The following is a 22,562-nucleotide window of genomic DNA, read 5'->3' as shown; positions in this document are numbered from 1 at the left end:
TTTATCATTGTTTTATTTTAGTTACACCATCAGTTGTAATTACCCATACACCGTTACTATCTGCATCATCAACAACCAGCAATACTTTTCCCGAACCTATAGAAGCGGCAGAGTACGAAGTTACTTCATTATTTTCAAGATTAATACGGTCAACTCCACCTGCCGTATAGCCTAACCACAAAGTCTTACGATCGCTTTTAAGAACTGAGGATGATACATTTTCCAGTGTTGGGAAAATGGATGGCTTAATTGTAAAATCCTTATTAACAAAGGTCTGAGCATTTGTCAGTATAGAGCTTATTTCAGTTAAGTTATTGCTTGGAGTATATGTAGGATCCTGTAAAAACTTTATATACTGTTTTACGAATCCCTGTGAACCGGTATCAGAAAAATCAGTTAATACTTTATCGTAGGTATATTTTGTAATACCTGATTCCGGTGCGGTTCCCTGTATTAGTCCAAAATATTTACCAAACCAGTATGGCATTGTAAACGTTGGCGCATAATCATATAAGTACCCTTTACCACCTGTGAAATTGTAGTCATTTGCCCAATTATAATTTTTGATGGTATAGTCCGGATTTAAACCGGTACTGAGTAGTAAATTTCCATTAAAGGTTACATTTGTATCCACGCTTAATGGGTCATTATTTATTTTCATTACACTTCTTTCATCGAATGGCAGTGCAATATTTGAGTATAATAGATTCCAATTACGTGAGCCTACAACATGTGTGTAGATATCATTTCTGCCTGATTGATAAGAAGGATAGCTTAACAGGTATTGCGGTAAACGATATAATTGTCTCATTGCTCCATTCAGATCAATATCTGTTCTATCAGGATTTGCAACCTGTGCCAGGAAGAGATATGCAGGAGTTTCACTTGTTTTCATGTAATCAAACCACTGTTCAAAGCCTTCTCTAATGGCATCTCCTCTTGTTGTCCCCTGTTTTTCAAGAAGCAGCAAAGGCAGATATGACAGGTAAGCAAGTTCCTGATCTGAACCATTTACATACGGAGAATAGCAATCCTGTACCCACGCCTTTTGGAACCAGTATTCTTTTTTAGTCTTGTTATTCCAATCAGCAACTGTACTCATTCCCCAATCAGCCATGTTTTGTGTTAATTTACGTTCAAAATATGTTTTTAAAATCTCAATATAACCTACACCGTTAAGTTCCGAGAAATCAGCATCTGCGCCTTTGGCAGCTTCACTAACAACTGCGCTGTAATCATAAGGCTTAAACGCTGCTTCCCATGCTGCATCAATGTCAGACACATTAACTCCTAGGTTATGGTTGCTGTTTAAGTCAGCAACAATACCGGAATAATCCTTTGCTATTTCCTGAGCCACTCTAATAAACATCATAACTTCTGCTGCCTGTAGAGGTGCATCTTCATAGGCATAACTTGGATCTAAAGACCTACCATCACTGTACAGATTATCAACACCATCTGTTAAAGGTTTATTAGTAATCTGTTTATTTTTTACTTCATCAATTGTTAAATCTTTTGGAATAGGTTTTTTACCACTTGGTGTTATAGATGAGTCTACTTTATCTGTATAAGGTTCGGTTTCTACTGCCTGAGCAAAGTTCTGTGAACCGACTCCAACACCTTCGTTTATATTATCAGCATACCAAGTTACATACCATTTTGCCCAAAGTGTAGGTCTACCATTTTCATCTCCCATAAAATAGCCCTTATTAAGAACTATATTTTTCATCTGGCGCATACAGGATTGAACCATGAGCCTTTGTATTTCGGTTTCATCTGCAGTCATATTATCCATACTTGCAAAGAGGAATTTGTCCGCAATGTAGTATGAGAAAAATGCTGCCACTACTTCTTCAGAGGATGTATCGGTTTTGTATACTATTTCATTATCTTTAGCTGACTTGAACTTATCTCCATGATAAATATCATTTTCACGGTAAAGCTTTGCCAATACAGCAGGTACTTCTTCCTTTATTTGAGATTCCAACTGGAACACAACTCTTGGCATCATATGTGCCGGAACCTTTGAAACATCAGGAATAGCATCGTTATTTGGGGCCATTATCGGACCGTTTGTTACCCCTCCTGATACAACACCTTTCGCATCTACCTTATAGCTGTTGTCAGGGATTCCGGTTACCGGATCACATGCCAGCTGCAGATATAAGTATGGTATTCTGATAGCACCGGCAGGTCTTTTGCTCTTATCACTTATTCCTGAATCAACAAAAGTATATGTATTATCGGCAGCTACTTCTTTTACTATATAATTTCCTGAGAAGGTTTTCCAATAAGCATCGTGCTTTTCAATAGCATCAGGTGTCATCTGATATTTTCCATCAGTCGTCGACATAAGTCCACCTGCTGCCCAGCTAAAGCCAATACCGTCAGTAGGATAATCTACTCCGTTAAATTCATTGAAAACACCAGTTTTAGAATCACGAATCTTATTTCTGGGTGCGATATAGGACTTTGAATTTGGTGTTATAGTACCATCCGGGTTGATATCCTTCTTCCAGAAAGCAACATCACCGATATTATCGTTAAAGGTATTCAATCCCAAAGGATCTTTATACATATTTATATCGTATGTTCTTTTTGCAGAATCCGGGTCTGTTGTCTGATTTCCATTTTTAAAATATTCTTGCTGGTAAGTAGCATGATATTGACGTGTAATGAAACCGTCCCCACGTCCTGAAATATATCCCTGCAGAAGAATATTGGACAACATTCTCATGGCATTTTCTCTTGTCTCTATTACCATTGGCTCAGCGTCGCTCATACCACTCTGTTTCAGGTATGCATACTTGTATGCATCACCGGCAAAACGAAGGGCTGTCCATAAGCCGTCATTATTTGTAGAATAAGGAGAATCCTGTGCAAAAACACGTCCATTGACAGTAGTTAATTGGTCTGAATTTGTGTCAGTAGGTACGCTTCCTGCCGGGTGTGCTCCATCAGAGGTATCATTACCATTATCATAAAGATGAACATTAGAATCATTTATTGCCCCCCTGATATCGGTAACAGGGCCCATCTGTTGATATACTGCATCTTTTTCTGTTAATGATCTTGGTACCATTTTTATATGTACTGCCCCAGCTGCATTTTTAACCCATACTCCATAAGAGCCATCGTCTTTTAACGCAGTTACAACATCGTCACCATTAAAAAGGTATCTTGGCCCGTTAAAATACTGTACAACGTCGTCTGTATCAGGCTCGGCCATACAAACTCTCATTAAACCCTTATCTGTGCCTATCCACAATACTTCATTACCATTGTTATCTATTGACTTCAATGTTACCTTGACATTACTTCCTATCAGTCCTGCGGTGATTCCTGCACTTTGATCAGTATTTGTAGTAACCCATCCATCAGTTGGGATTCTGCTGTCACCACTGGCAAAATAGTTTATTTCTTTCTGCAGCGTTACACGCTCAGTTACAGGTGTAAACTTGGTCACACTGCCACCAAGGGAAACGGGGACATAGCTCTTTGCAGATACCGGTAAATTTACCGAACTTGTTATAACGGTTGCAGCTGCCACTGTTATGGCTAATATTCTTACGCTATTTTTAACCTTAAACATATAACCCCTCCATTATTTATTTTTGAACTGGAACATGTGTAACATATCCAGGGGTAATTGCCCATACGCCATTTTTTCCATCGTCAATTAAAAGTTTCACATCAGTTTCTTTTAACTTGTCATTGAAATTTTCCTGTGTTCCATCACTAACCTTTAGGCGTATTATTCCCTGGGTATTTCCTATCCACAAATACTCTCTGTTTGTACTGAATACTGATGTAGTTACATTGTCTCCAACTGGGAATACAGATGGTTTAACTACAAATTTATATGTCATAATTTCAGTACCATTTTGTATTTTTATATAATCCTTAATCTCCTGAGGTACCTTTGCAGAAACCAGAGCATTTTCGTATGTATCGCAGTATGCTTGTTCTGTGGGATTAGTCGGGTTTGACGGATTCGATGGGGTTGATGGGTTAGTAGAATCCGTTGGTGTAGTAGTCTCTTCTTTTACTACAGTTTTTCCTAAAGTAATGACTGAACCGGATACTTTAACATCAACAAGTGTTATGGTATTTCCAACACTTGGAGCAACTATCAGATCTCCTGTAATCTCTACACCCTTAATTATAACTCCAGGACAATTTACTACTACATTCCCCTTTTCTAATGCAGTATAAGTTCCGGGTTTATATATATAGTTAGGGATAACATTCGAGACGATTTTTACTGCTTCTGCACGTGTCAATCCACCATGAGGATCAAATAATTTACCGGGCTTCCCTGATATAAATTCCTTTTCAAATAATGCTGCAACAGCCTCCAGTGCATAACCGGATATTTTATTAGCATCATTAAATGAAGGATTAGAACTTGCATTTTTTATGCTGAATGCCTTTTTTATCATTATAGCTGCATCTTGCCTTTTAATAATGGCATTGGGCATGGCCTTTCCATCATATCCATTCATAACGCCTGCTGAGGCAACAGCAGTTATATGACTATAAAACCAATCCGATGGTTTTACGTCACTGAATACTGCATTCCCTTTGTCATACTTCATTATCTTGTTAAGTACTGCTGCAAATTCTGCTCGTGTTATTTGGTCGTTTGGCCTGAACTTTCCATTTGACCCTGTCAGTACCTGTGCATCACTCCATTTTTTAATAGCCTCACCTGCCCAAAATCCCTTGCTTACATCATCAAAGGACTGAGCCATGGAAACTAAAGGAGCACAAGTCAATAGTATGGCCGCAACTACTGCTAAAATAATAGCTTTTTTGAATGAGTGCCTTTTCATTCTTTTTCCTCCTTTAAATTGATTTATATTCATAAAATGATACATAAAAATTCATATATCATTTTCAAAAATATACAATTTTAAACTCCGTAATATTTTTCAAATAGACCTCTGTTCCACTCATCTCCGCCATCGATATTTGAGCTTTTGAATACTGAAGGAATTATTCCTTTTGAAGCCAGCTTTTTGGCCAGTAATATTGAAATAAACTGAGCTGCATAGGCTCCTGTGACTGTTGATACTGCGCCCATACAAGTACTGGCCTCCTCCACATAATAACCGGCATCTCCTGTTTCTGCACAATTATCGATTACAACGTCAGCATATTGATAAAGATATTTTCCGCTGGGATGTCTTGATTTTTCGTTTTCCGGTTTTCTGGGGTTTGTGAGAGCTATTACCTTTGCCCCCTTCTCCTGTACAAGTTTCGCCAGTTCAACAATCATACCGTTTCTGCCTGAATTAGAGGCTATCAGCACTACATCTCCCTGTTTAACTTTGTAAATATGCATAATGACCGCAGCGTAATCAGTAACTCTCTCAACCGCAGTACTCTTTAGTGGATGCTCATGGAGCATAAATTCAGATGGAAGTATCGGATATACATTTGCAAAACCTCCTGCTCTTGTATAGAACTCCTCGGCTATCATGTGTGAATGTCCCGTACCGGTAACAAAAAATTTACCGCCATTAATAATACTGTTAGTTATCAAATCAGCTGCAACATTCAGGTTATCAATTTGAGTATTATAAAATTTTTCCATTACGTTAATTATGTAACTGTGAAAATCCTGAAAATAATTTTTCATAAGTAGGCTCCTAACACATTGTAATATTGTTTACATAATTTACCACATAGGATTTTGGGTATAAGAAAAAACGCCCAAGTTGTTCAGAACTAAAAATTTTCTATAATATATAACTTGAAATTTTATTTAGAATTCAGTGTCTATCAAGTAAATTCGCTACGCTCAGTTTTTTAGGTGCCATTTATATATAGCGAGCAAATTTTCTTGTTCGCTAGGGGGGGCTACTCCCCCCTTCGACGAAATGCTCCGCATTTCTGAGCACCCCCTCTAACCCGGAAAGGGAATTCCCCTTTTCAAACCCCGCATATAGGAATTTAACTATATAAAATTTTCTGATGTACTAGATCAACCTTAGTCATATCAATACTTAGAACATCAAAAAATTATATAAATTCCTATATGCCAAAAAAACAGGTTACCATCCGTATTTTTCATAACCCCATTTTTTAATTGTAAGCTCCTGCTTAACCTGTATAAGACTGTTTTCTTCAACATCACCAACTAATATAACTCCAGGCCCTACAACACTGTAAGAGCCTATCTTGCATCCGGGCATCAGAATAGTATTAACTCCTGTACGGCAGTAATCACCAATATATATAGCATCTCCATAGGATAAAGGAATTTCACTCCTGCCTTTTACCCTCTGGCGCGGGTCACCATCGTCAAATCGCAAGGTACCACATACAGTAGCTGCACCAATATCAACATAGTTTCCCAAGGCTCCATACATTTCACAGTAGTGATATAAATATACCTTGTCCATCATTAAGCCCCCTATAAATTCAGAGCCATGATCTAAAATGCAATCTGATCCGATTGATACTCCATCATAAATATGACAGTAGTTTCTGATTTTTGTATTATCTCCAATAACTGCACTACCGCTGATTATTGCTCCATTGTCTATAATTGTATTCTCACCTGCAATAACATTGCCTTCTATGAGAACATTGTCACCTATTACAGAGTTTTTACCAAGCTGAACAAATCCTCTGACAATAGCCCTTTCAGAAATTCCGGCTCCTTCTGCCAGTATACTCCCAGTCAACTTACCTGTTCTCATCTTGACCATTTGTTCATTTGCTGCCAACATGTGCCATGGTTTATCTATATCAAAAAAAATACCTCGGCCTTCTATTGCCTTAATCTGGCCCTGCTGTGCAGGTTTTATGAGACCGGCTTCAACAAAACGTTCCCTTGGAACTCCAACCCCGCACTTTACATTGGGGAAATAATCCGGAGTTTTTGCTACTTGGGATATTATGTCGATATCCAAATTAAAAGCTGCAAACTGATGAGTTATAAGACTGCCCCTATAGTGAGCTCCTATATCACTTATCCTATTATCTGCAATCGTTGCTCCTATCCAATTTTTTGAAGTTTCTGATAAAGGGTATAACAGCGCAGCCGGTTCAACTTCCGAGTAAAGTCTTTCGAGATCGCTTTCGTCAACTATTGTGTCACCATAAAGTACTAAAATGTTATCATTTGTGCACAGATTTGCTCCAAAAACAAGGCTGTCAGCACTGCCACAATTTTCATTCATACAAACTATATTTATATTTTCAAGAGGTGATAAGCAAGCTTCTATTTCTCTTTGGTACAAAGCAGAGGTTACTACTACAATATCTTCACACCCCATTTTTGCAAGCTTTTCGGCATTATATCTTATTAAAGGTATTCCCGCAATTTTTATAGTTGTCTTTGATCTTACGGTATTAAAAGGGAACATTTTACTACCTGTTCCGGCAGCAAGAATAACCGCACTCTTTTTTATTGCCATAGCAGCTCCTCCCTCAATAAATATTTATTATTTAGACATTATAATGTGGTAACCTGAAAGTACAGTGCACTTCCGAAATCCTGACTCCTAATGATTTTTTTAGTTAAATCAATAGCAGCTGTCTTTTCCATTTCAGTGACTTCAAATTCTATCTTCATTCCAATCTTTGAAATAAACTCATACTTCACGTTGTCTTCCTTATATGAAGTAAGAGCACTGATAATTTGTTCCCCCATAAGTGCAGAATTGACTACTATTTTCATATTGTCACATCTCCTTAGTTAATGTTGCCTTATGTTAATATTTAACCAGTTTAAATTTATTACGACCGTATTTAATACTTTCTAATAGTCCAATAGCATCCTGATGAACAAAACCCAGTACATTATGTTCTATTGATGGCCCTATATCGGTAAGAGAAATCTGAAGCTCACCCATATAGTGAGATGCATTAGAGTTGCAGATTGTTACTGTGTATTTTGAACGGTTGGCACAGTATATTGGAGCCACTTCCAACCCCCTGCTATCTGACGCTCTAATTACTTCTGCCGGTTGATCTATCCGTGATTTTAACTCCATATTCAATATTTTCTCTTTTATTGAATCGCTAATATATTGATTAAAAACTACAGGAATCTCTATTGTGGAACTTTTTGCACACTTAGCCATTGTTTCAAGTTCACTGTCATGTGCCATGGAATCACCAATCAATACATAGTCAAATCCTTCTGCAAAAAGCTCTTGCATTGCTATATGCGGAGGCAAATATCTATGTTTTTCAACCGTTGGAACTCCATTACCATTTTTATGCAGGTGCTTCGGTGAGAATTGTGAAGCCACAAAACCGCCCAGTGGTATATCATAGGATTTGAATAATTTGTTAACATCCCGTATTTCTGAAATATCTATCCCGGTACCTGTCAGGGGATAAAAGTTGTGACATGCTGTTAAGCTTTTCAAAGTACCTTCTTTTTTTATTAATTCTAACAGTTCTTTGGTTTCATCATAAGTATAATCGCCTTTTTTTCCTGCCGAAGCAGCACTTAATTCTATCTTTATCCCAAAGTCATTGTTTGTGAGTGTACATATTTCAGCATTTGAAAATCCATCATCAATACGAAGTCTTTCTATACACATGTCCCGCAACGGTTTTAATTTATTCAAACTGCAACCTGATACCTCAAAAACTTCACGATTTATATCAGCAGTTATATGTAAACCAAGTTTATGGCATATATTATAAAGTTCTTTTAACTGATGGTACTCCATTTTATTTAAAGTTTCGAAACCATGATTCTCTAGTATCAGTGAGGTGAATACCTTTTTAAACCCTAGTCTGCTGGCCTTTGAAAGGTATATGGTTATATATTCCATTGAGCAAAAATCACTATATACACTTACACCGATTTCTCTCATAGTAAATAGCCTCTCAAATTTACTTTTTTACATAGTCCAGATAGGGTTTATGAGCAATTAACAATTCATCAAGTATGGCTTTGGCATCTGAATATTCATTAACAAGAGGATTTGCATTTATAGCCATAAGTGCATCATAATAACTCCCGGAAACAGCCGCCTTAATAGTTAATTTTTCATATGACTTCACATAGTTTATGAGGCCGGCTATTTTTGTATCGGCAGCACCTATATGAATTGGCTCAGCTCCATTTCTTCCAACAATACAATTTGCTTCAATTATTGCATCTGAAGGGACATTCGTTATTGTTCCGTTATTTAATACATTAATAGTATGTATTTCATTTTTGTCATTGTGTATTGCACTAATCAGTGAAATAGCTGCGTCGGAATAGTATGCCCCACCCCTGCCTTCAAGCTCTTTAGGCTTTACATTTAAATCTTCATCCTTATATAGCTCGAACAGGCTCTTTTCCAGTCTTTGTACCTGCATTGCCCGGGAACCGTTAGTTCTGACGCTCTCTTTTTCCTCCTCAAGCATTGTCTTTGTAATATAATAATATCTGTGATACGGGCTTGTAAGCATACCTAAGCTTTTTATGAAATCAATATCCCAAACTATATCAGATATGGCTTCTACTTGTTCATGGTATTCAGGAGCACTATATTTTTCTATTATTTCATCTAAAATACTATACCCGTCCAAATAAACATTTGTAATGAAATTCATATGATTAAGTCCTACAAAGTCCACTCTTATACGCTTTGAATCCACCTTTAAAAGTTTTGCAATATCCATTTTAGTACCAAGAGGAACATTGCAAAGTCCAAAAACTTTAACATTTGAATGTGTCTTTACTGCCTCTGTTATGATTCCTGCCGGGTTTGTAAAATTTACAAGCCATGCCTCCGGTGCCAACTCCTCAATTTCACTGCAAATATCCAAAATTACTGGAATTGTTCGCATTGCTTTAGCAAAGCCCCCGGGGCCCGTTGTCTCCTGACCTATTACATCGTATTTTAATGGAATAAGCTCATCTTTTTCTCTGGCCTTTAGCCCTCCAACTCTGAATTGTGTTATAACAAAATCTGCGTTATGTATTGCTTCTCTTCTATTCAGGGTTGTAAATACTCTTATATCCAGGCCACTTTTCTTAACCATTCTCTTGGTGAGAGCTTCAATGATATCGAGCTTTTGTTTTCCCTCTTCTATATCTACAAGCCATAATTCCGACACTGGTAATTCATCTTTTCTCTTTAGAATTCCTTCCACTAATTCAGGAGTATAGCTACTGCCACCACCAATTACAGCTATCTTTAATGCCTTACTCATTTATTCTTCCCTCCCCAATGCAATAATTAATGCTCCATAAGCCGGCTCATCCAGCGGTTTACATATTTCAATACCGGGTAAGCTTCTATTCATACTTTCCTTAAATAACCTCAAATAAATATCTGACTTTAACATTAAGCTTCCAGCAAGGCATAGTCTGAACTCACCTGTTTTCATTTTTTTTGACAGAGCTGTAATCATTGCAACTAATCTTTCTATTTCTCTATTGAGAATATCCAAAGCAGCCGCATCCCCTCTTTCAGCTTCTTCCTGTACAATAGGAGCTATTGCAGCAATTTTGTCTATGCTAAAATCTTTATCTATATATATCAAATCCATAAAATCTTCCGGAGAATTTATTCCATAATAATTTAGTACTCTATCGGTTAATGATGTATGTTCAATAATTCCGTCATAATGATCCATTATTGCTGAGACAGCCTTTATTCCAAGCTTATAGCCACTTCCGTCATCACTGGTCATATAACCCCAGCCACCGGTTCTTACCTCTTTTCCTTCAGAAGAAATGCCTATAGCGATTGAACCCGTACCCGTAATTAAAAGTGCACCATTTCTTCCGCCATTACCACCTATTAAAGCGATATATGCATCATTGAATACTTCAAAACTACAATCAAAACCACCGATTTTTAAAGCTTCACGATATACTGCTGCATCCTGTGGTCTGTCTATACCCGCTGCTCCCATTGCCAGAGATGCATTTACAAGTTGTTCTTTACCGAATTTCTCAGCCAGTTCAGTGTATATTGTTTTTAAAACCTGTTCTAACCCATCTACTCCGATGTTGTTATAATTAGTCGATGGATATTTTTTTTCAAAAAGTACATCCCCGGTCAAAGACTTTTTTACTAAAACTTTGGTTTTAGTTCCGCCACCATCTATTCCTATTCCTAATTTATCAGGCATCTGCAATCATATCCCTCTTAATTAATTTATTCTTTTCTTCCTCAACATCTTTTCCCTTTAACTTTTCAACAACAACCGTCTTAACAATATAATCATAGCCAGCCTTTGATTGATAATTTGCAAATATGCTTAATATAGAGATAATAAATGGAATTCCCTGCAATAAATATATTAAAATTATTTTTATAAAGCTTCTCACCGTCATAAATAAATAATGGAATACCACTCCACGATTACTATTTTGAGAAACTATGCGCAGCCCCATAATTAACTTTCCGATTGTTGATCCCTTAAATAATATTTGAGTAACAGTTTCATAACCGAAATATATAAGCAATGATTGTATAAAAACCATGTTGAAGATAGCTGTTGAGCTATTTACGAGAGACTGCCACTCCGGAGTATTTATCTTACTATTCGCTTCTGCCATTGCTGCCATTACCACTGGAAAATTCGGTAACTCAAATAATTTATACAATAAGGTCAAGAGTACCGCCATGATACCCATGTCAATTATGAATGCTACCAATCTACGAAGTCTGAAATTTGTAAATGCCTGTTTTAATGATTTCATACTCTTTCCCCCATTTATTAAATTTTAGCCTCCGTAATATCTGCATTCGAACATAGTACAGATATTACAGAGGTAATTGTGAAAAAATATAGTTAGATTGTGTTATTATTGAACAGCAGCTGTTACAGGCTCTTCAATCTGATTTTCAGAAATATAATTCTTCTTGTCCCAAATTCTTATAAACGGAAGCCAAATTATAAATGCTACTGCAAATAATACTACTTGGGCAACCACACCCATAACATTTCCGCCTGTCATCAAGTAACCGCTTATAAAATATGGAGTAGTCCAAGGTATAATAACTCCTGTAGTGTACGGGAATATACCGATTAAAGTACCGAAATATGAAACAGTAGTTACCGCAATAGGTGCTAATATGTACGGAATCATAAGGAATGGATTTAACACAACCGGCAATCCGAATACAACCGGCTCATTAATGTTAAATATACCCGGAACAATTGCCAAACGTCCAATCTGCTTTACCAGCTTTGATTTAGCAAACACCAACATATAAACAACAACTGCTAAAGTTGCACCTGAACCACCCATCCATACTCCATTTTCATAGAAGGAATATGTAACAATGTTTGGGAGTTGCTCTGCTCCAGCTTTAAAAGCCTCCAGGTTTGCACCGGCATTAGAAATCCAGATTGGCTCCATAACTGCCGTCATAATTGAAGAACCGTGAATACCAAAAGACCAAAGGGTATGTTCAAATAAACATGCAAATACTGTTCCTATGTAAGATGAGCCTGCTAACTCTATCGGCTTTTTTAATACGCTTTGTACAAATGTTGCTAGATCTGACCATCCTGTAAAAGAAAATCCTAACCTAACCAGCATAAAGAAAACTACTATTACAAAACCCGGTACAAGTGCGGTAAAAGAACGTGATACTGTTGGAGGAACGGATTTTGGCATTGTTATAACAAATTTCTTCTGCAGCAGAAATCTATATATTTCTGCTACACTTAATGATACAACTATTGCAAGAAATAAATACTCAGATGTAAATACAGATGTTCCCCATGCTTCAACTGCATCGTCTCCTGTGCCAAAAACACTTACTATATTAACAATGAAAAATGCTGCCACAGATAATACACCCGCAGGAATACCATCAATTGGCTTCCCATCAACTTCATAGCTTCCGGCTAGGGAATAAGCAATACCAAAGACTGCAATAAGTGATATAATTCCCATTGTTCCATTCAGGGCAACACCCTCAAAAGCCTGCCAATTTGCGCCAAATACTGAAGCCATAAAATTCTGGTATGCATCAATAGGTAACTCTGCTAAGATTAGAAAAAGTGAACCTATAATGAGAAGTGGCATAGTAAACATAATTCCATCTCTCAGTGCTATGAGGTGCTTCTGATTTCCTATTTTTGCAGCAATAGGCATAAATTTTTCTTCGAAAAAGCCTTGAACGTTATGTTTTTTGCTACTCATTTTACATATCAACTCCTTATATTTATTTTTTGCTATAAAGCACAAGAGCATCATTAAGTACCTTTTCACCATTCATAAGTCCATAATCAGACATATTTATTACTTCTATAACAGAAATTTTGTTAGCATATTCTGCTCGCATTCCGGATATCATGTACCTTACCTGAGGGCCCAATAACAAAATATCTGTATCACCCAGATTATTTTTTATTTCTCCCTCTGCCAGAGCCTGCATCTGAACCTCAATTCCTTTAGCCTTTGCTGCTTCTTTCATCCTCTCCATAAGCATACTTGTTGACATTCCAGCCGAACACACCAAAGTGATTTTAACCATTTTTATCCTCCTCTCCTTTTGATTAATTATTTTGAAAATTTCTCATACATTGTGACAATCTCCGTAGCTAAATCCTTAATTAATACAGCACCCATGAGATGGTCCTGTGCATGGACCATTATCAGTGCTAATTCCATTTTTTCACCCTGCATTTCTTTAGTAATTAAATCGGTTTGTATACTGTGAGTGTCCCTCAAGGCTTCTTTAGCCTTTTCAAGGCTTATACGTGCTTCTTCATACTTTCCTTCTCTAGCAAGGTATATGGCTTCCATTGCACAGCTTTTTGCGTCACCGGCACCTGCAATAATAGACATAGAGGTTTGTAATATATCCATAATACTACTCCTTTATTAATGTAGTTATGTTAACTTTCACCAAGTCCACCTAAGAAAAGTTGATTAATACTTTCAGAGGCCTCAGCTTCGTCAATTCCATCAATCTGGATAGTGAGTTCATCTCCGAATTTGCCGTTTAATGTGATTGCACCTCTTACATTTTTTAAATCATAAAGCTTACCATCCTTTACTGCATTAATTGAGCTTTTAAAAGCTGCCGCAGTCCTTACAAGTTTAGCCGCTGTTCTAGCATGTATACCCAGCTGATTCATAACTTTAACATTAATTGAAATCATTTTATACTCTCCTATTGTGTATTTAATTAAAATAGAAATTAAAATTGAAACTTCGTTTTAAGATATTCTTCTACTTCATAAGCATCATCAAAAGATAAAACTTTTTCTAAAACCGGGATCAAATCATTTTTGTTAATATTGCATATCTGTTGTCTTACTGCCAGAATTGACGGAATACTAACACTTAAGTTATCAACCCCCATAGCAACCCAGATGGGAATCAGATACGGGTTTTCACCTGCATGTCCGCATATATCTACTTCAATACCATTCCTTTTCCCACAATCAACTACATCCTTTACTACCTTTAAAAGTTGGGGATGGAAACTGGAATTTAAATATGCTACCTGCTCATTCATACGGTCTGCTGCAAATAAATACTGAGTGAGGTCATTGGTTCCTATACTAAAAAAGTCTACCTCCTTTGCAAAACGGTCTACCATCAAGGCTGCTGACGGCGTTTCAATCATCATTCCAATTTGTGTATCCTTGCAGAACGGGATACCTTTGTTTTCAAGGTCCTTTTTAACCTCGTCAATCATTTCTTTTGCACTTCTTAACTCCATTAATGTAGCTATCATGGGAATCATAAATTTTATATTTCCAAAAGTGCTGGCCCTTAATATTGCGGAAATCTGGGACTTAAAAATATGTGGATTTTTCAAACAATATCTTATAGCTCTGAATCCCAGAAACGGGTTTTCTTCTTTTTTGATATTTAAATAGTCAATGGACTTATCTCCACCGATATCTAATGTCCTGATTATAAATAGCTTGTCCTTATTCCTCTGAGCTATATCTGAATATATTCTATATTGGGCTTCTTCCGTCGGGAGTGTTTTACTGTTTATGTAAATAAATTCTGTTCTAAACAATCCTATCCCTTCGCCGCCGTTTTCTAACATAAGTTTAATATCATTTTCTGAAGAAATATTTGCTAAAATTTTCATAGTAACGCCATCCTGAGTTCTGGTATCTCTGTCTATGAATTTTTTAAGCTCTACATTTTTTAAATGTTTGTTGTCTTGATACTGTTGATAATCTGAAATGTCATTTATATTTGGATTTATGTTTACTTCACCGGTATTTCCATCAATAATTACTTTTTCCCCATTGGTAACCAATTTCTTAATATCCTTTAAGCCGACTATACACGGTATTCCCATAGAACGGGCAATAATTACGCTATGAGAGGTCTTACCACCATATTCCATTAAAATTCCCTTAATATTATTTCTATCCATGCTCATAACCTGCGATGGAAGCATTTCATCGGTAGCAATTATACATTCGCCATCCATGCATGAGATATCCTGTAAAGGCTTTTCCGCAAGTACCATTTGTACTCTTTTTTCCATATCATAGATATCTGAGGTTCTTTCTTTTAGATAATCATTCTCTATTGCTTCGAAATCTCTAATAAAATTATTTACACATTCATGCAGAGCATATTCACAGTTTATATGTTGGTCCCTTATATATCTTTTTATGTCATCAAAGAAGGATTCATCTTCCAGAAATAAGAGTTGATAGTCTAAAATCCCTACGTTATCGTCCCCTTGGCATTTAGCGTTGCTTTCCATTACTGCTTTTATCTGTTCTTTTGCAATTTCTCTTGCGTTATCTATTCTTTTGCATTCAGCTTCAATATTATTAATGATGTATTTGTTTATTTCTACACTATCATTATTTACTATATAAATCTCTGCAAAAGCTTTTCCTCCTCCTGTTCCTATTCCTTTCATTGCATTCCCTCCCTTAGGACTTCTGTCTGCATTTAAAGCCATATTCATTTTTTAACAACCCTATTCCTTAAATAATAAAAACTTTTCCATAACTTCTCCATAAGCTGACATATTATTGTCAGTAACAAAGCAAATGTTAACATTTTTTACAAGAATATCATCAACTAATAAATTTGAGTTAATGCTGCAATTAATGATAATTGACTGTTTTAAATCTCCCTCTACAACTTTCACATACATATTACCTTTTATATGTAATCTATTCTTATCATCAGAAAAACAATTTCTGGCCAGACTTTTAATTTTTTTAGGTTCATCCACACTACCTTCATCAATTAACCGTTCTATAGTTAGAAGCAGATCTTCAATAGTCTGTGCTGAGTCTTCAACTTTTAAAGTTAATACGTTTACATTATTATCAGTTCTTTTTGAGTTCTTCAATATATAGCTATTTACAAACCTTTTTATTTCATTTATGTTGTCATTATCAAGTTTCACAGGCACCTGCATTACAGGTTTATTTTTATAGCTCAGTGGCATGGTAGAAATAATAAATTTATAATTATCATGATTTCTTAAATTCAATTGATAATATGAGCAAATATCTACGACCTGTATATTAGGAATATACTTTGTTAACTGATTCCTAATTTCTATTGCTGCTTGTAGGCTTGTATCAGACACAATAATTGCTTTATTTTTGCGCCACTTTCTTTCTATGGCAACTAAAAAATACCGGGCAACCTCTAATATCTCTTCACTGGAAATACTAGCTGTAACACTTGCATATTTTTTATAAAGTGTATCGGTAGTCCATACAGCCATATATATCTCTTGCAAGACATCGTCTACGTTTATATCCTGCGAAAAACCTTTATTAGCGTTATTCTTAAGTCTGAAAATTGATGTTTTCAAATAAAACATTAGTCCTAAAAATAATACCTTGTCGTCTGTAAAATCCATATTTAAGATGTTTCCTACATACCTTACTATTTCATAAACTAAGGTCTTAACATTGCTGGGGATATTTAACAGAGCATCGTCAATATTCATTCTGTCTGTACCGCTATAAATATTCAATCCCATTAAATGCATACATATATATGCAAATTCAGCCTGAGGAATTGATATTTTAAATTCCTCTTCTAATCTGGATACAATGTATCTTGCTACCTGGGTTTCAATATCATTACACTGACCTTCAATTAACTCGCTCTCATCGTCAACTTTTATTCCCTTGAGTAATCTGCCGATACTTATTACTAAATGGGTAAACATTGAATTGTAATGTTCCTCCGGCATAAAAAATGCAAATTCTTTCTCGGCATTGTGAATTATGTTACCAATTTCGTCGATATTAATTTTAGGATATATCTTTACAATTTCGTTATATTTATTACTATTTTGTTTTATTTCTATATTTTTTATTTTAGAGTCAGGCTTTTTAGAGTTTATGTTACCCAATTTCAATACAGCAACAATTGCGTTTCTGATATCCTTTTCACTGCCTAAGATATATACACCCTTATTCTGCTTTTTTTCAACCTCCAGATTATATTGTTTTAACCATCTGTTAATCCAATCCAAATCTTTCAGAATTGTGCTCTTACTTACATAGTACTGGTCGGCCAGAAATTGCGTAGTTAACTCCTCATTTGAATTAATCATCATATTCATTATTTCCAATCGTCTTGTACTATTATCCGTCTGTATTTTGTCAGTTGCTAAACTGTTTATGTCCAGCTCGTTAAAGTTAAAATCAGGTGACTTAGATTTCAATCTTATTCCGGAACCGCTTTTTCTTTCAATGTATAATTCATCTGAGTTAAAGCATTCATTAATATGATCATCCAATTTTTCTATATCACTTCTTATTGTCCGAGCTGAAACATTTAGCTTTTGTGCGATATCTTTTACAGAAATATAGTCAGAATTACCTAATAGTAACGATATAATCTCCATAGTTCTTATCTGAGATTGATTTTTCATATTGCACACTCCTAAAATACTTTAATTTTAATCATCAGTGCGCTTATCATGAATTAAGTTTATATCATAAACTTTTTTTAGTCTACTTGCCAATATTCCTTTTTTGTTTATGGTATTGTTGCAATTTTGGAATAATTTTATCTAATTATGTCGAGATATGCATATAGGTACATCCGGTTTTGGGAATGTGTTGGGATTTAGATGAAATATGAAAGGCTTAGGATAGATATAAAGAATGGTTAATGATATCAATAAAAAATCCTCCAATTGAAATTTTAACGTCAATTGGAGGATTACATTATTTAAGTTGTTGCATATACTCTTTTAAATTAATTACAGTACCTTCAATTCGCGATTTTTCCGCAGCGAAAGACATTAAATGGCTCTGAACGGAGTTTTTAGCGGAAGTAAGACCATTATTATTATCTTCTCTTATTAAATTAATAAAATCACTCATAAGCCTTTCATCACCGCCACCATGTCCATGTATATCCACACCGATATTAAGGTCAATAGTTACTTTTTTTGAAGTTCCAAACTCAATTACTTCTATCTGGTTCTTCTCCATATGACCTCTTATCTCACCTTTTGTTCCCATGAGCTTTATAGTTCTGCCCATTTCATTTGAAAATGCACACATTGTAAATACAGCGGTAGTGCCATTTTCAAACTCCATGTTGACTACCTGATGATCTACCACATCATTATCGCAGTGGTAAACACATCTTCCGTAGGGTCCGTCCTCTAATGCTTTTAGCCTGCCTTCTACACTTAGGTCAGTGGAAATAACAGATGTAGGCCAATCTGTTTTTTCTGTAAGATAGATTTTAGGAGCATAGTATGGACATTCCTTTTCAAAAGGACATCCTTCCAGACATCTTTCCGGCGAGCCTTCAGGAGCGTTTTCTTCCTTGAAGTGAGTAAGTGCTCCGAAAGAAGACAGCCTAACGCAGTCGGCTCCGGCTAACCACAGAAGAATGTCCATATCATGGCATGATTTTGCCAGAATCATGGGGCTGGATTCTTCAGCTTTGCGCCAGTTACCTCTTACGTAACTGTGAGCCTGATGCCAATAACCTACATTTTCATTATGTTGAATGGAAATAAGCTTACCAATGCTACCTTCATCCAGTAGTTCCTTTATTGTTGAAAAGAACGGGGTGTATCTTAACACATGACAAATCAACAATATTTTATTATACTTTTCAGCACAGTTCCCAATTTTAATACATTCGGCAGGATATACGGACATAGGCTTTTCAAGCATAACGTGATAACCTTTTTCCAGTGCCATCATTGCCGGTTCAAGATGCATTCTGTCCTGGGTGCAAATCAAGACTCCGTCAGCCAGTTTTGGTTTATCAAGGAAGTCTTTATAATCTTTGAAACAACAATCCTCACTTATACCATACTGTTTTCTGAAGGCTTCTCTTTTATCATTATCCGGTTCAGCTACAGCAACAAATTCAACTTCGTGGGGTTTATTTAGTGCAAACGGAGCATAAGAGTGCATTCCTCTATCTCCGGCACCTATTAGTGCTAAAGAAATTTTCCTCATTTACATTCACCTCTATATATTGAAATCAACCTTTTATGCCTGTCGTTGCAATTCCTTGTACAAAGTATTTCTGATATCTGAGGAATAGTAATAATACAGGTAACGTTGTTAAAATTACTCCTGCCATTACAAGATTAGGTCTGGTAAAGAACTGATCATTAACTGTTCTCAAACCAACAACTAGTAAATATTTCGACTTATCACTTATAAATGTTGCAGGAACAAGATATGAGTTCCATGTTGATGTGAAATTCAATATTACTATAGTAGTTATTATATTTCCTGAAAGCGGTACTATAATCTTAAAGAATGTCTTTGCCTTGTTAAGTCCGTCAATGGTAGCTGCTTCTTCAATTTCTTTAGGAATAGTAAGGAAGAATTGTCTAGCCATGAATATATACAAACAATTGTACATAAATGGAACAATAAGTCCGGTCAATGTATTATGTAAATGTAATTTTGCAATCATAATATACATAGGTGTAATTATCAATTGGAATGGGATCATCATACTGGCAAGTACTAACATAAAGATTAGTTTTTTACCCGGAAAATTGAACTTTGCCAGTGCATAGCCTGCCATAGTGTTTAAAACAACATTGCCTAATACAGTTAAAACTGTAACAATGGCTGTATTAAAGAACCATTGAACTACCTCAGTTTTCTGGAATAGAGTAATATAATTATTTAAATTAATTTTAGTAATCGGCACAATTTTGTCCACGTATTGTAGTGGTAATAATGATGTATACAGTGCATAAAAAATTGGTATTAAAAAAATTAATGATAATAAACCAAGTAAAATATATAACAAAGTTTTTGATAATGTTCTCATATTATTTTCTCCTTACTCTTCGCCGCTATCGTCAAGAAGCTTTTTCTGAACCATAGTAATTATAAAAATTACGATAAACAATAGTATTGCAACTGCACTACCATAGCCCATGTCCCAGTTTTTGAATGATTGTACATAGAAATATGATACCAATGTACTTGTGGCACCGGCAGGCGAACCCAACGGCTGATTCTGGGCAACAGCAGCAACCTGATCAAATACCTGAAGGGCTTGAATCATTCCAAAAGTCAGATTCAAAAATACTACCGGTTTCAGCATTGGTAAGGTTATGTAAAAGAATCTTCTGAAAGAATCTGCTCCATCAACTTTAGCTGATTCGTTTAACTCCGCGGGTATTGTCTGTAGTCCCGCTAAGAATACAACTATATAAAATCCAATTTGCTGCCATACATAAATCATTACTATAAATGGCAAAGCTAAATTAAAATCTGCGTACCACGTAGTGTTATCTATACCGAACAAAGAGAAAAATTTAGTGATAGGTGTTCCCATTACAAAGAAATACATGAACACTGTAGTAACCGCTATACTAGAGACTACATACGGTGTATAAAAAATAGTACGAAAACCGCCCTTAAATTTAATATTTAAATTCAGCGCCATAGCTAATAGCAAAGCTATTACACTCTGAATAGGAACTGCTACAAAAGCAATAATCAAAGTATGTTTTAACGCCTGATAAAAGTCAACTTCAGTTAAGGCCCTAATAAAATTCTGGAAACCCACAAAATGGTTCTGAGACACTTGAACAAAGCTGTACTGATAAAAGCTGATAACAAAGGATTGGATAGTCGGTATTAAAAACCATATCAACCACAGCAGTATTACAGGTAGAAGAAATAAATATGCAGTAATAGTCTCTTCCCTTTTACTTCTTGATTTTGACCTTACTGATTTTAACAAAACAATCAACTCCATTCCATCTCGGATAATATAGTATTTAATAGAACAGGAGAGCTTAAGCTCTCCTATCCTTTTTTTCAAATCTTAATAATTTTAATTTATTTGAATAGAGCCTGAACATCTTTCACAATATCAGCACCGGTTTTTTTGCTGTCCTTAGCATATATTGCTTCATCAAAGCCTTTTATAAGTGCTTCTGAAAATTTCTGTCCGGCAGCCGGATAAGCAAATGGCTGTGCGTATGCAAGAACAGGTTTCAAATCTTTAACTATAGGGTCATTCGCAAAGTACTCGTCACTTATAGCAATACTGCTAGGTGGTGCTCCCGCATCCTTTACAACGGTCTGCTGAACTTCATCTCTCACGAGATATGCTGCTATTTTTGCTGCTACTTCAGCATCCTTTGCTGTCTTAAGTACGCCTATTGCAATTGAGTGTAATGTACTTCCGTTTGTCATTCCTTTTGGTAATGGTATCATTTTATAATTAATGTCAGGAGCCATTTCTTTAAGTGTTGCAATATACCAGGTTCCGCCTGTAGACATTGCGCACTTGCCTTTAGCAAATACTTCTCCGTCCCAGCTCAGACCGGCTTGTTTAGGAGTGATTGCAACTCCATCCTTAAACATATCAATTAAGTACTGTAATGCCTGAGCGTTTTGAGGAGTATCAATTGTCTTTCCGAATCCCCAACCACCGCCAAAAGCTAATGCATATTGTGTTAAGTGGAACTCAGCGTCAGGTATACAAATACCCTTTACACCGTCTTTTGTCAGGGCTTTAGCCGCAACCTTAACATCATCGAGAGTCTTTGGAAGTTCTTTAAGACCTGCTTTATTCCACATATCCATATTGATTATAAAAGCTTCAGGTTGTGCAGTAAGAGGAATACCATAAAGTTTTCCGTCTATCTTCCATGCATCAACTGCCTGTTTCTGAATTTTAGATAAATCAATTACTGATTCATTTAAAGGAAGCATAAGTCCATTAGAAATGAAATCAAGATACTTTTCATTGGTCATTGCTGCTAAATCCGGAGCTGTACCTGCAGCTACCTGAGCTGGAAGGTTGTCCCAGTAATCTTTGTCTGTAGGGTACATCATAGGTTCTACTTTTACTCCGGGAAGTACTTTTTCAATGCCTTCACAAGCTTTCTCATAGGTAGAAGTATACTGCTCTGAAAAATAACCTACCTTATAAGTTACTTCTTTTACCGGAGCTGAGGATGATGTAGCCGCTGCTGACTTATCTGATGCCTGCTGTGAATCTGATGAACCACAACCGGATAGACCCATAGAAACAACTAAACATGAACTAACCAGTAAACTCATTGCCTTACTAAACCTTTTCATTCTTAGTCCTCCTTTTTATAGAGAAGATTTTTTCTCTTCTTGTATTTAATTATATCTGT

At 36.0% G+C, this 22,562-nt stretch carries 19 protein-coding genes; all 19 read right to left on the bottom strand.

Features of this window, described 5'->3' with window-relative positions; translation table 11 throughout:
* Positions 1-4 precede the first annotated feature (4 nt).
* The 19 genes from L323_RS22880 to L323_RS22790 all read right to left on the bottom strand — a co-directional run bounded on the left by L323_RS22880 (position 5) and on the right by L323_RS22790 (position 22,503).
* Positions 5-3,592 carry a hypothetical protein gene (locus tag L323_RS22880; RefSeq protein ID WP_020813971.1) on the bottom strand — a complete coding sequence of 1,196 codons (3,588 nt, stop codon included), beginning with the start codon at positions 3,590-3,592 and terminating at the stop codon, positions 5-7.
* A gap of 16 nt (positions 3,593-3,608) precedes the next feature.
* Entirely contained in the window at positions 3,609-4,835 is a 1,227-nt protein-coding gene (locus L323_RS22875) for an S-layer homology domain-containing protein (protein WP_020813970.1), read from the bottom strand.
* Between the two features lie 80 nt (positions 4,836-4,915).
* Positions 4,916-5,644: an SIS domain-containing protein gene (locus L323_RS22870; protein WP_020813969.1), complete on the bottom strand. Its 729-nt coding sequence runs from the start codon at positions 5,642-5,644 to the stop codon at positions 4,916-4,918.
* Between the two features lie 415 nt (positions 5,645-6,059).
* Positions 6,060-7,430: an NTP transferase domain-containing protein gene (locus tag L323_RS22865; RefSeq protein WP_020813967.1), complete on the bottom strand. Its 1,371-nt coding sequence runs from the start codon at positions 7,428-7,430 to the stop codon at positions 6,060-6,062.
* Between the two features lie 38 nt (positions 7,431-7,468).
* Positions 7,469-7,693, bottom strand: coding sequence for a hypothetical protein (locus tag L323_RS22860; RefSeq protein WP_020813966.1), 225 nt, complete (start codon positions 7,691-7,693; stop codon positions 7,469-7,471).
* 34 nt (positions 7,694-7,727) lie between these two features.
* Positions 7,728-8,846 carry a MupG family TIM beta-alpha barrel fold protein gene (locus L323_RS22855; protein ID WP_020813965.1) on the bottom strand — a complete coding sequence of 373 codons (1,119 nt, stop codon included), beginning with the start codon at positions 8,844-8,846 and terminating at the stop codon, positions 7,728-7,730.
* A 19-nt stretch (positions 8,847-8,865) separates the two neighbouring features.
* Positions 8,866-10,179: a 6-phospho-beta-glucosidase gene (locus tag L323_RS22850; RefSeq protein WP_020813964.1), complete on the bottom strand. Its 1,314-nt coding sequence runs from the start codon at positions 10,177-10,179 to the stop codon at positions 8,866-8,868.
* A complete protein-coding gene (locus L323_RS22845; RefSeq protein WP_242835221.1) occupies positions 10,180-11,106 on the bottom strand; it encodes an N-acetylglucosamine kinase in 927 nt (308 codons plus the stop codon).
* Positions 11,099-11,680, bottom strand: a complete 582-nt coding sequence (locus L323_RS22840) for an RDD family protein (protein ID WP_020813962.1) — start codon at positions 11,678-11,680, stop codon at positions 11,099-11,101. Before L323_RS22840 ends, L323_RS22845 begins: the two co-directional genes overlap by 8 nt.
* A gap of 105 nt (positions 11,681-11,785) precedes the next feature.
* Positions 11,786-13,135, bottom strand: a complete 1,350-nt coding sequence (gene celB / locus L323_RS22835; RefSeq protein ID WP_020813961.1) for a PTS cellobiose transporter subunit IIC — start codon at positions 13,133-13,135, stop codon at positions 11,786-11,788.
* 22 nt (positions 13,136-13,157) lie between these two features.
* Positions 13,158-13,469, bottom strand: coding sequence for a PTS sugar transporter subunit IIB (locus tag L323_RS22830; protein WP_020813960.1), 312 nt, complete (start codon positions 13,467-13,469; stop codon positions 13,158-13,160).
* A 26-nt stretch (positions 13,470-13,495) separates the two neighbouring features.
* On the bottom strand, positions 13,496-13,804 hold the full coding sequence (locus L323_RS22825; protein WP_020813959.1) for a PTS lactose/cellobiose transporter subunit IIA: 309 nt from the start codon (positions 13,802-13,804) through the stop codon (positions 13,496-13,498).
* Positions 13,805-13,833: 29 nt separating this feature from the next.
* On the bottom strand, positions 13,834-14,100 hold the full coding sequence (locus L323_RS22820) for an HPr family phosphocarrier protein (protein WP_020813958.1): 267 nt from the start codon (positions 14,098-14,100) through the stop codon (positions 13,834-13,836).
* Positions 14,101-14,138: 38 nt separating this feature from the next.
* The gene (ptsP, locus tag L323_RS22815) at positions 14,139-15,845 is read right to left on the bottom strand and encodes a phosphoenolpyruvate--protein phosphotransferase (protein ID WP_031341735.1); all 1,707 of its coding nucleotides are present in this window, start codon (positions 15,843-15,845) and stop codon (positions 14,139-14,141) included.
* A gap of 60 nt (positions 15,846-15,905) precedes the next feature.
* Positions 15,906-17,834 (bottom strand): BglG family transcription antiterminator, encoded by a 1,929-nt coding sequence (locus tag L323_RS22810; RefSeq protein WP_020813956.1) that lies wholly within the window; start codon positions 17,832-17,834, stop codon positions 15,906-15,908.
* A gap of 298 nt (positions 17,835-18,132) precedes the next feature.
* The gene (locus L323_RS22805; protein WP_020813955.1) at positions 18,133-19,392 is read right to left on the bottom strand and encodes a Gfo/Idh/MocA family protein; all 1,260 of its coding nucleotides are present in this window, start codon (positions 19,390-19,392) and stop codon (positions 18,133-18,135) included.
* A gap of 25 nt (positions 19,393-19,417) precedes the next feature.
* Positions 19,418-20,104, bottom strand: coding sequence for a carbohydrate ABC transporter permease (locus L323_RS22800; protein WP_242835220.1), 687 nt, complete (start codon positions 20,102-20,104; stop codon positions 19,418-19,420).
* 135 nt (positions 20,105-20,239) lie between these two features.
* Positions 20,240-21,151: a carbohydrate ABC transporter permease gene (locus L323_RS22795; RefSeq protein WP_020813953.1), complete on the bottom strand. Its 912-nt coding sequence runs from the start codon at positions 21,149-21,151 to the stop codon at positions 20,240-20,242.
* A 98-nt stretch (positions 21,152-21,249) separates the two neighbouring features.
* The gene (locus tag L323_RS22790; protein WP_020813952.1) at positions 21,250-22,503 is read right to left on the bottom strand and encodes an ABC transporter substrate-binding protein; all 1,254 of its coding nucleotides are present in this window, start codon (positions 22,501-22,503) and stop codon (positions 21,250-21,252) included.
* Positions 22,504-22,562 lie beyond the last annotated feature (59 nt).

It is taken from the genome of Ruminiclostridium papyrosolvens C7 (assembly GCF_000421965.1).
Classification (GTDB): Bacteria; Bacillota; Clostridia; order Acetivibrionales; family DSM-1351; genus Ruminiclostridium; species Ruminiclostridium papyrosolvens_A.
The sequence above is the reverse complement of the archived record's forward strand: the minus strand, read 5'-3'. Positions and strand labels throughout refer to the sequence as shown.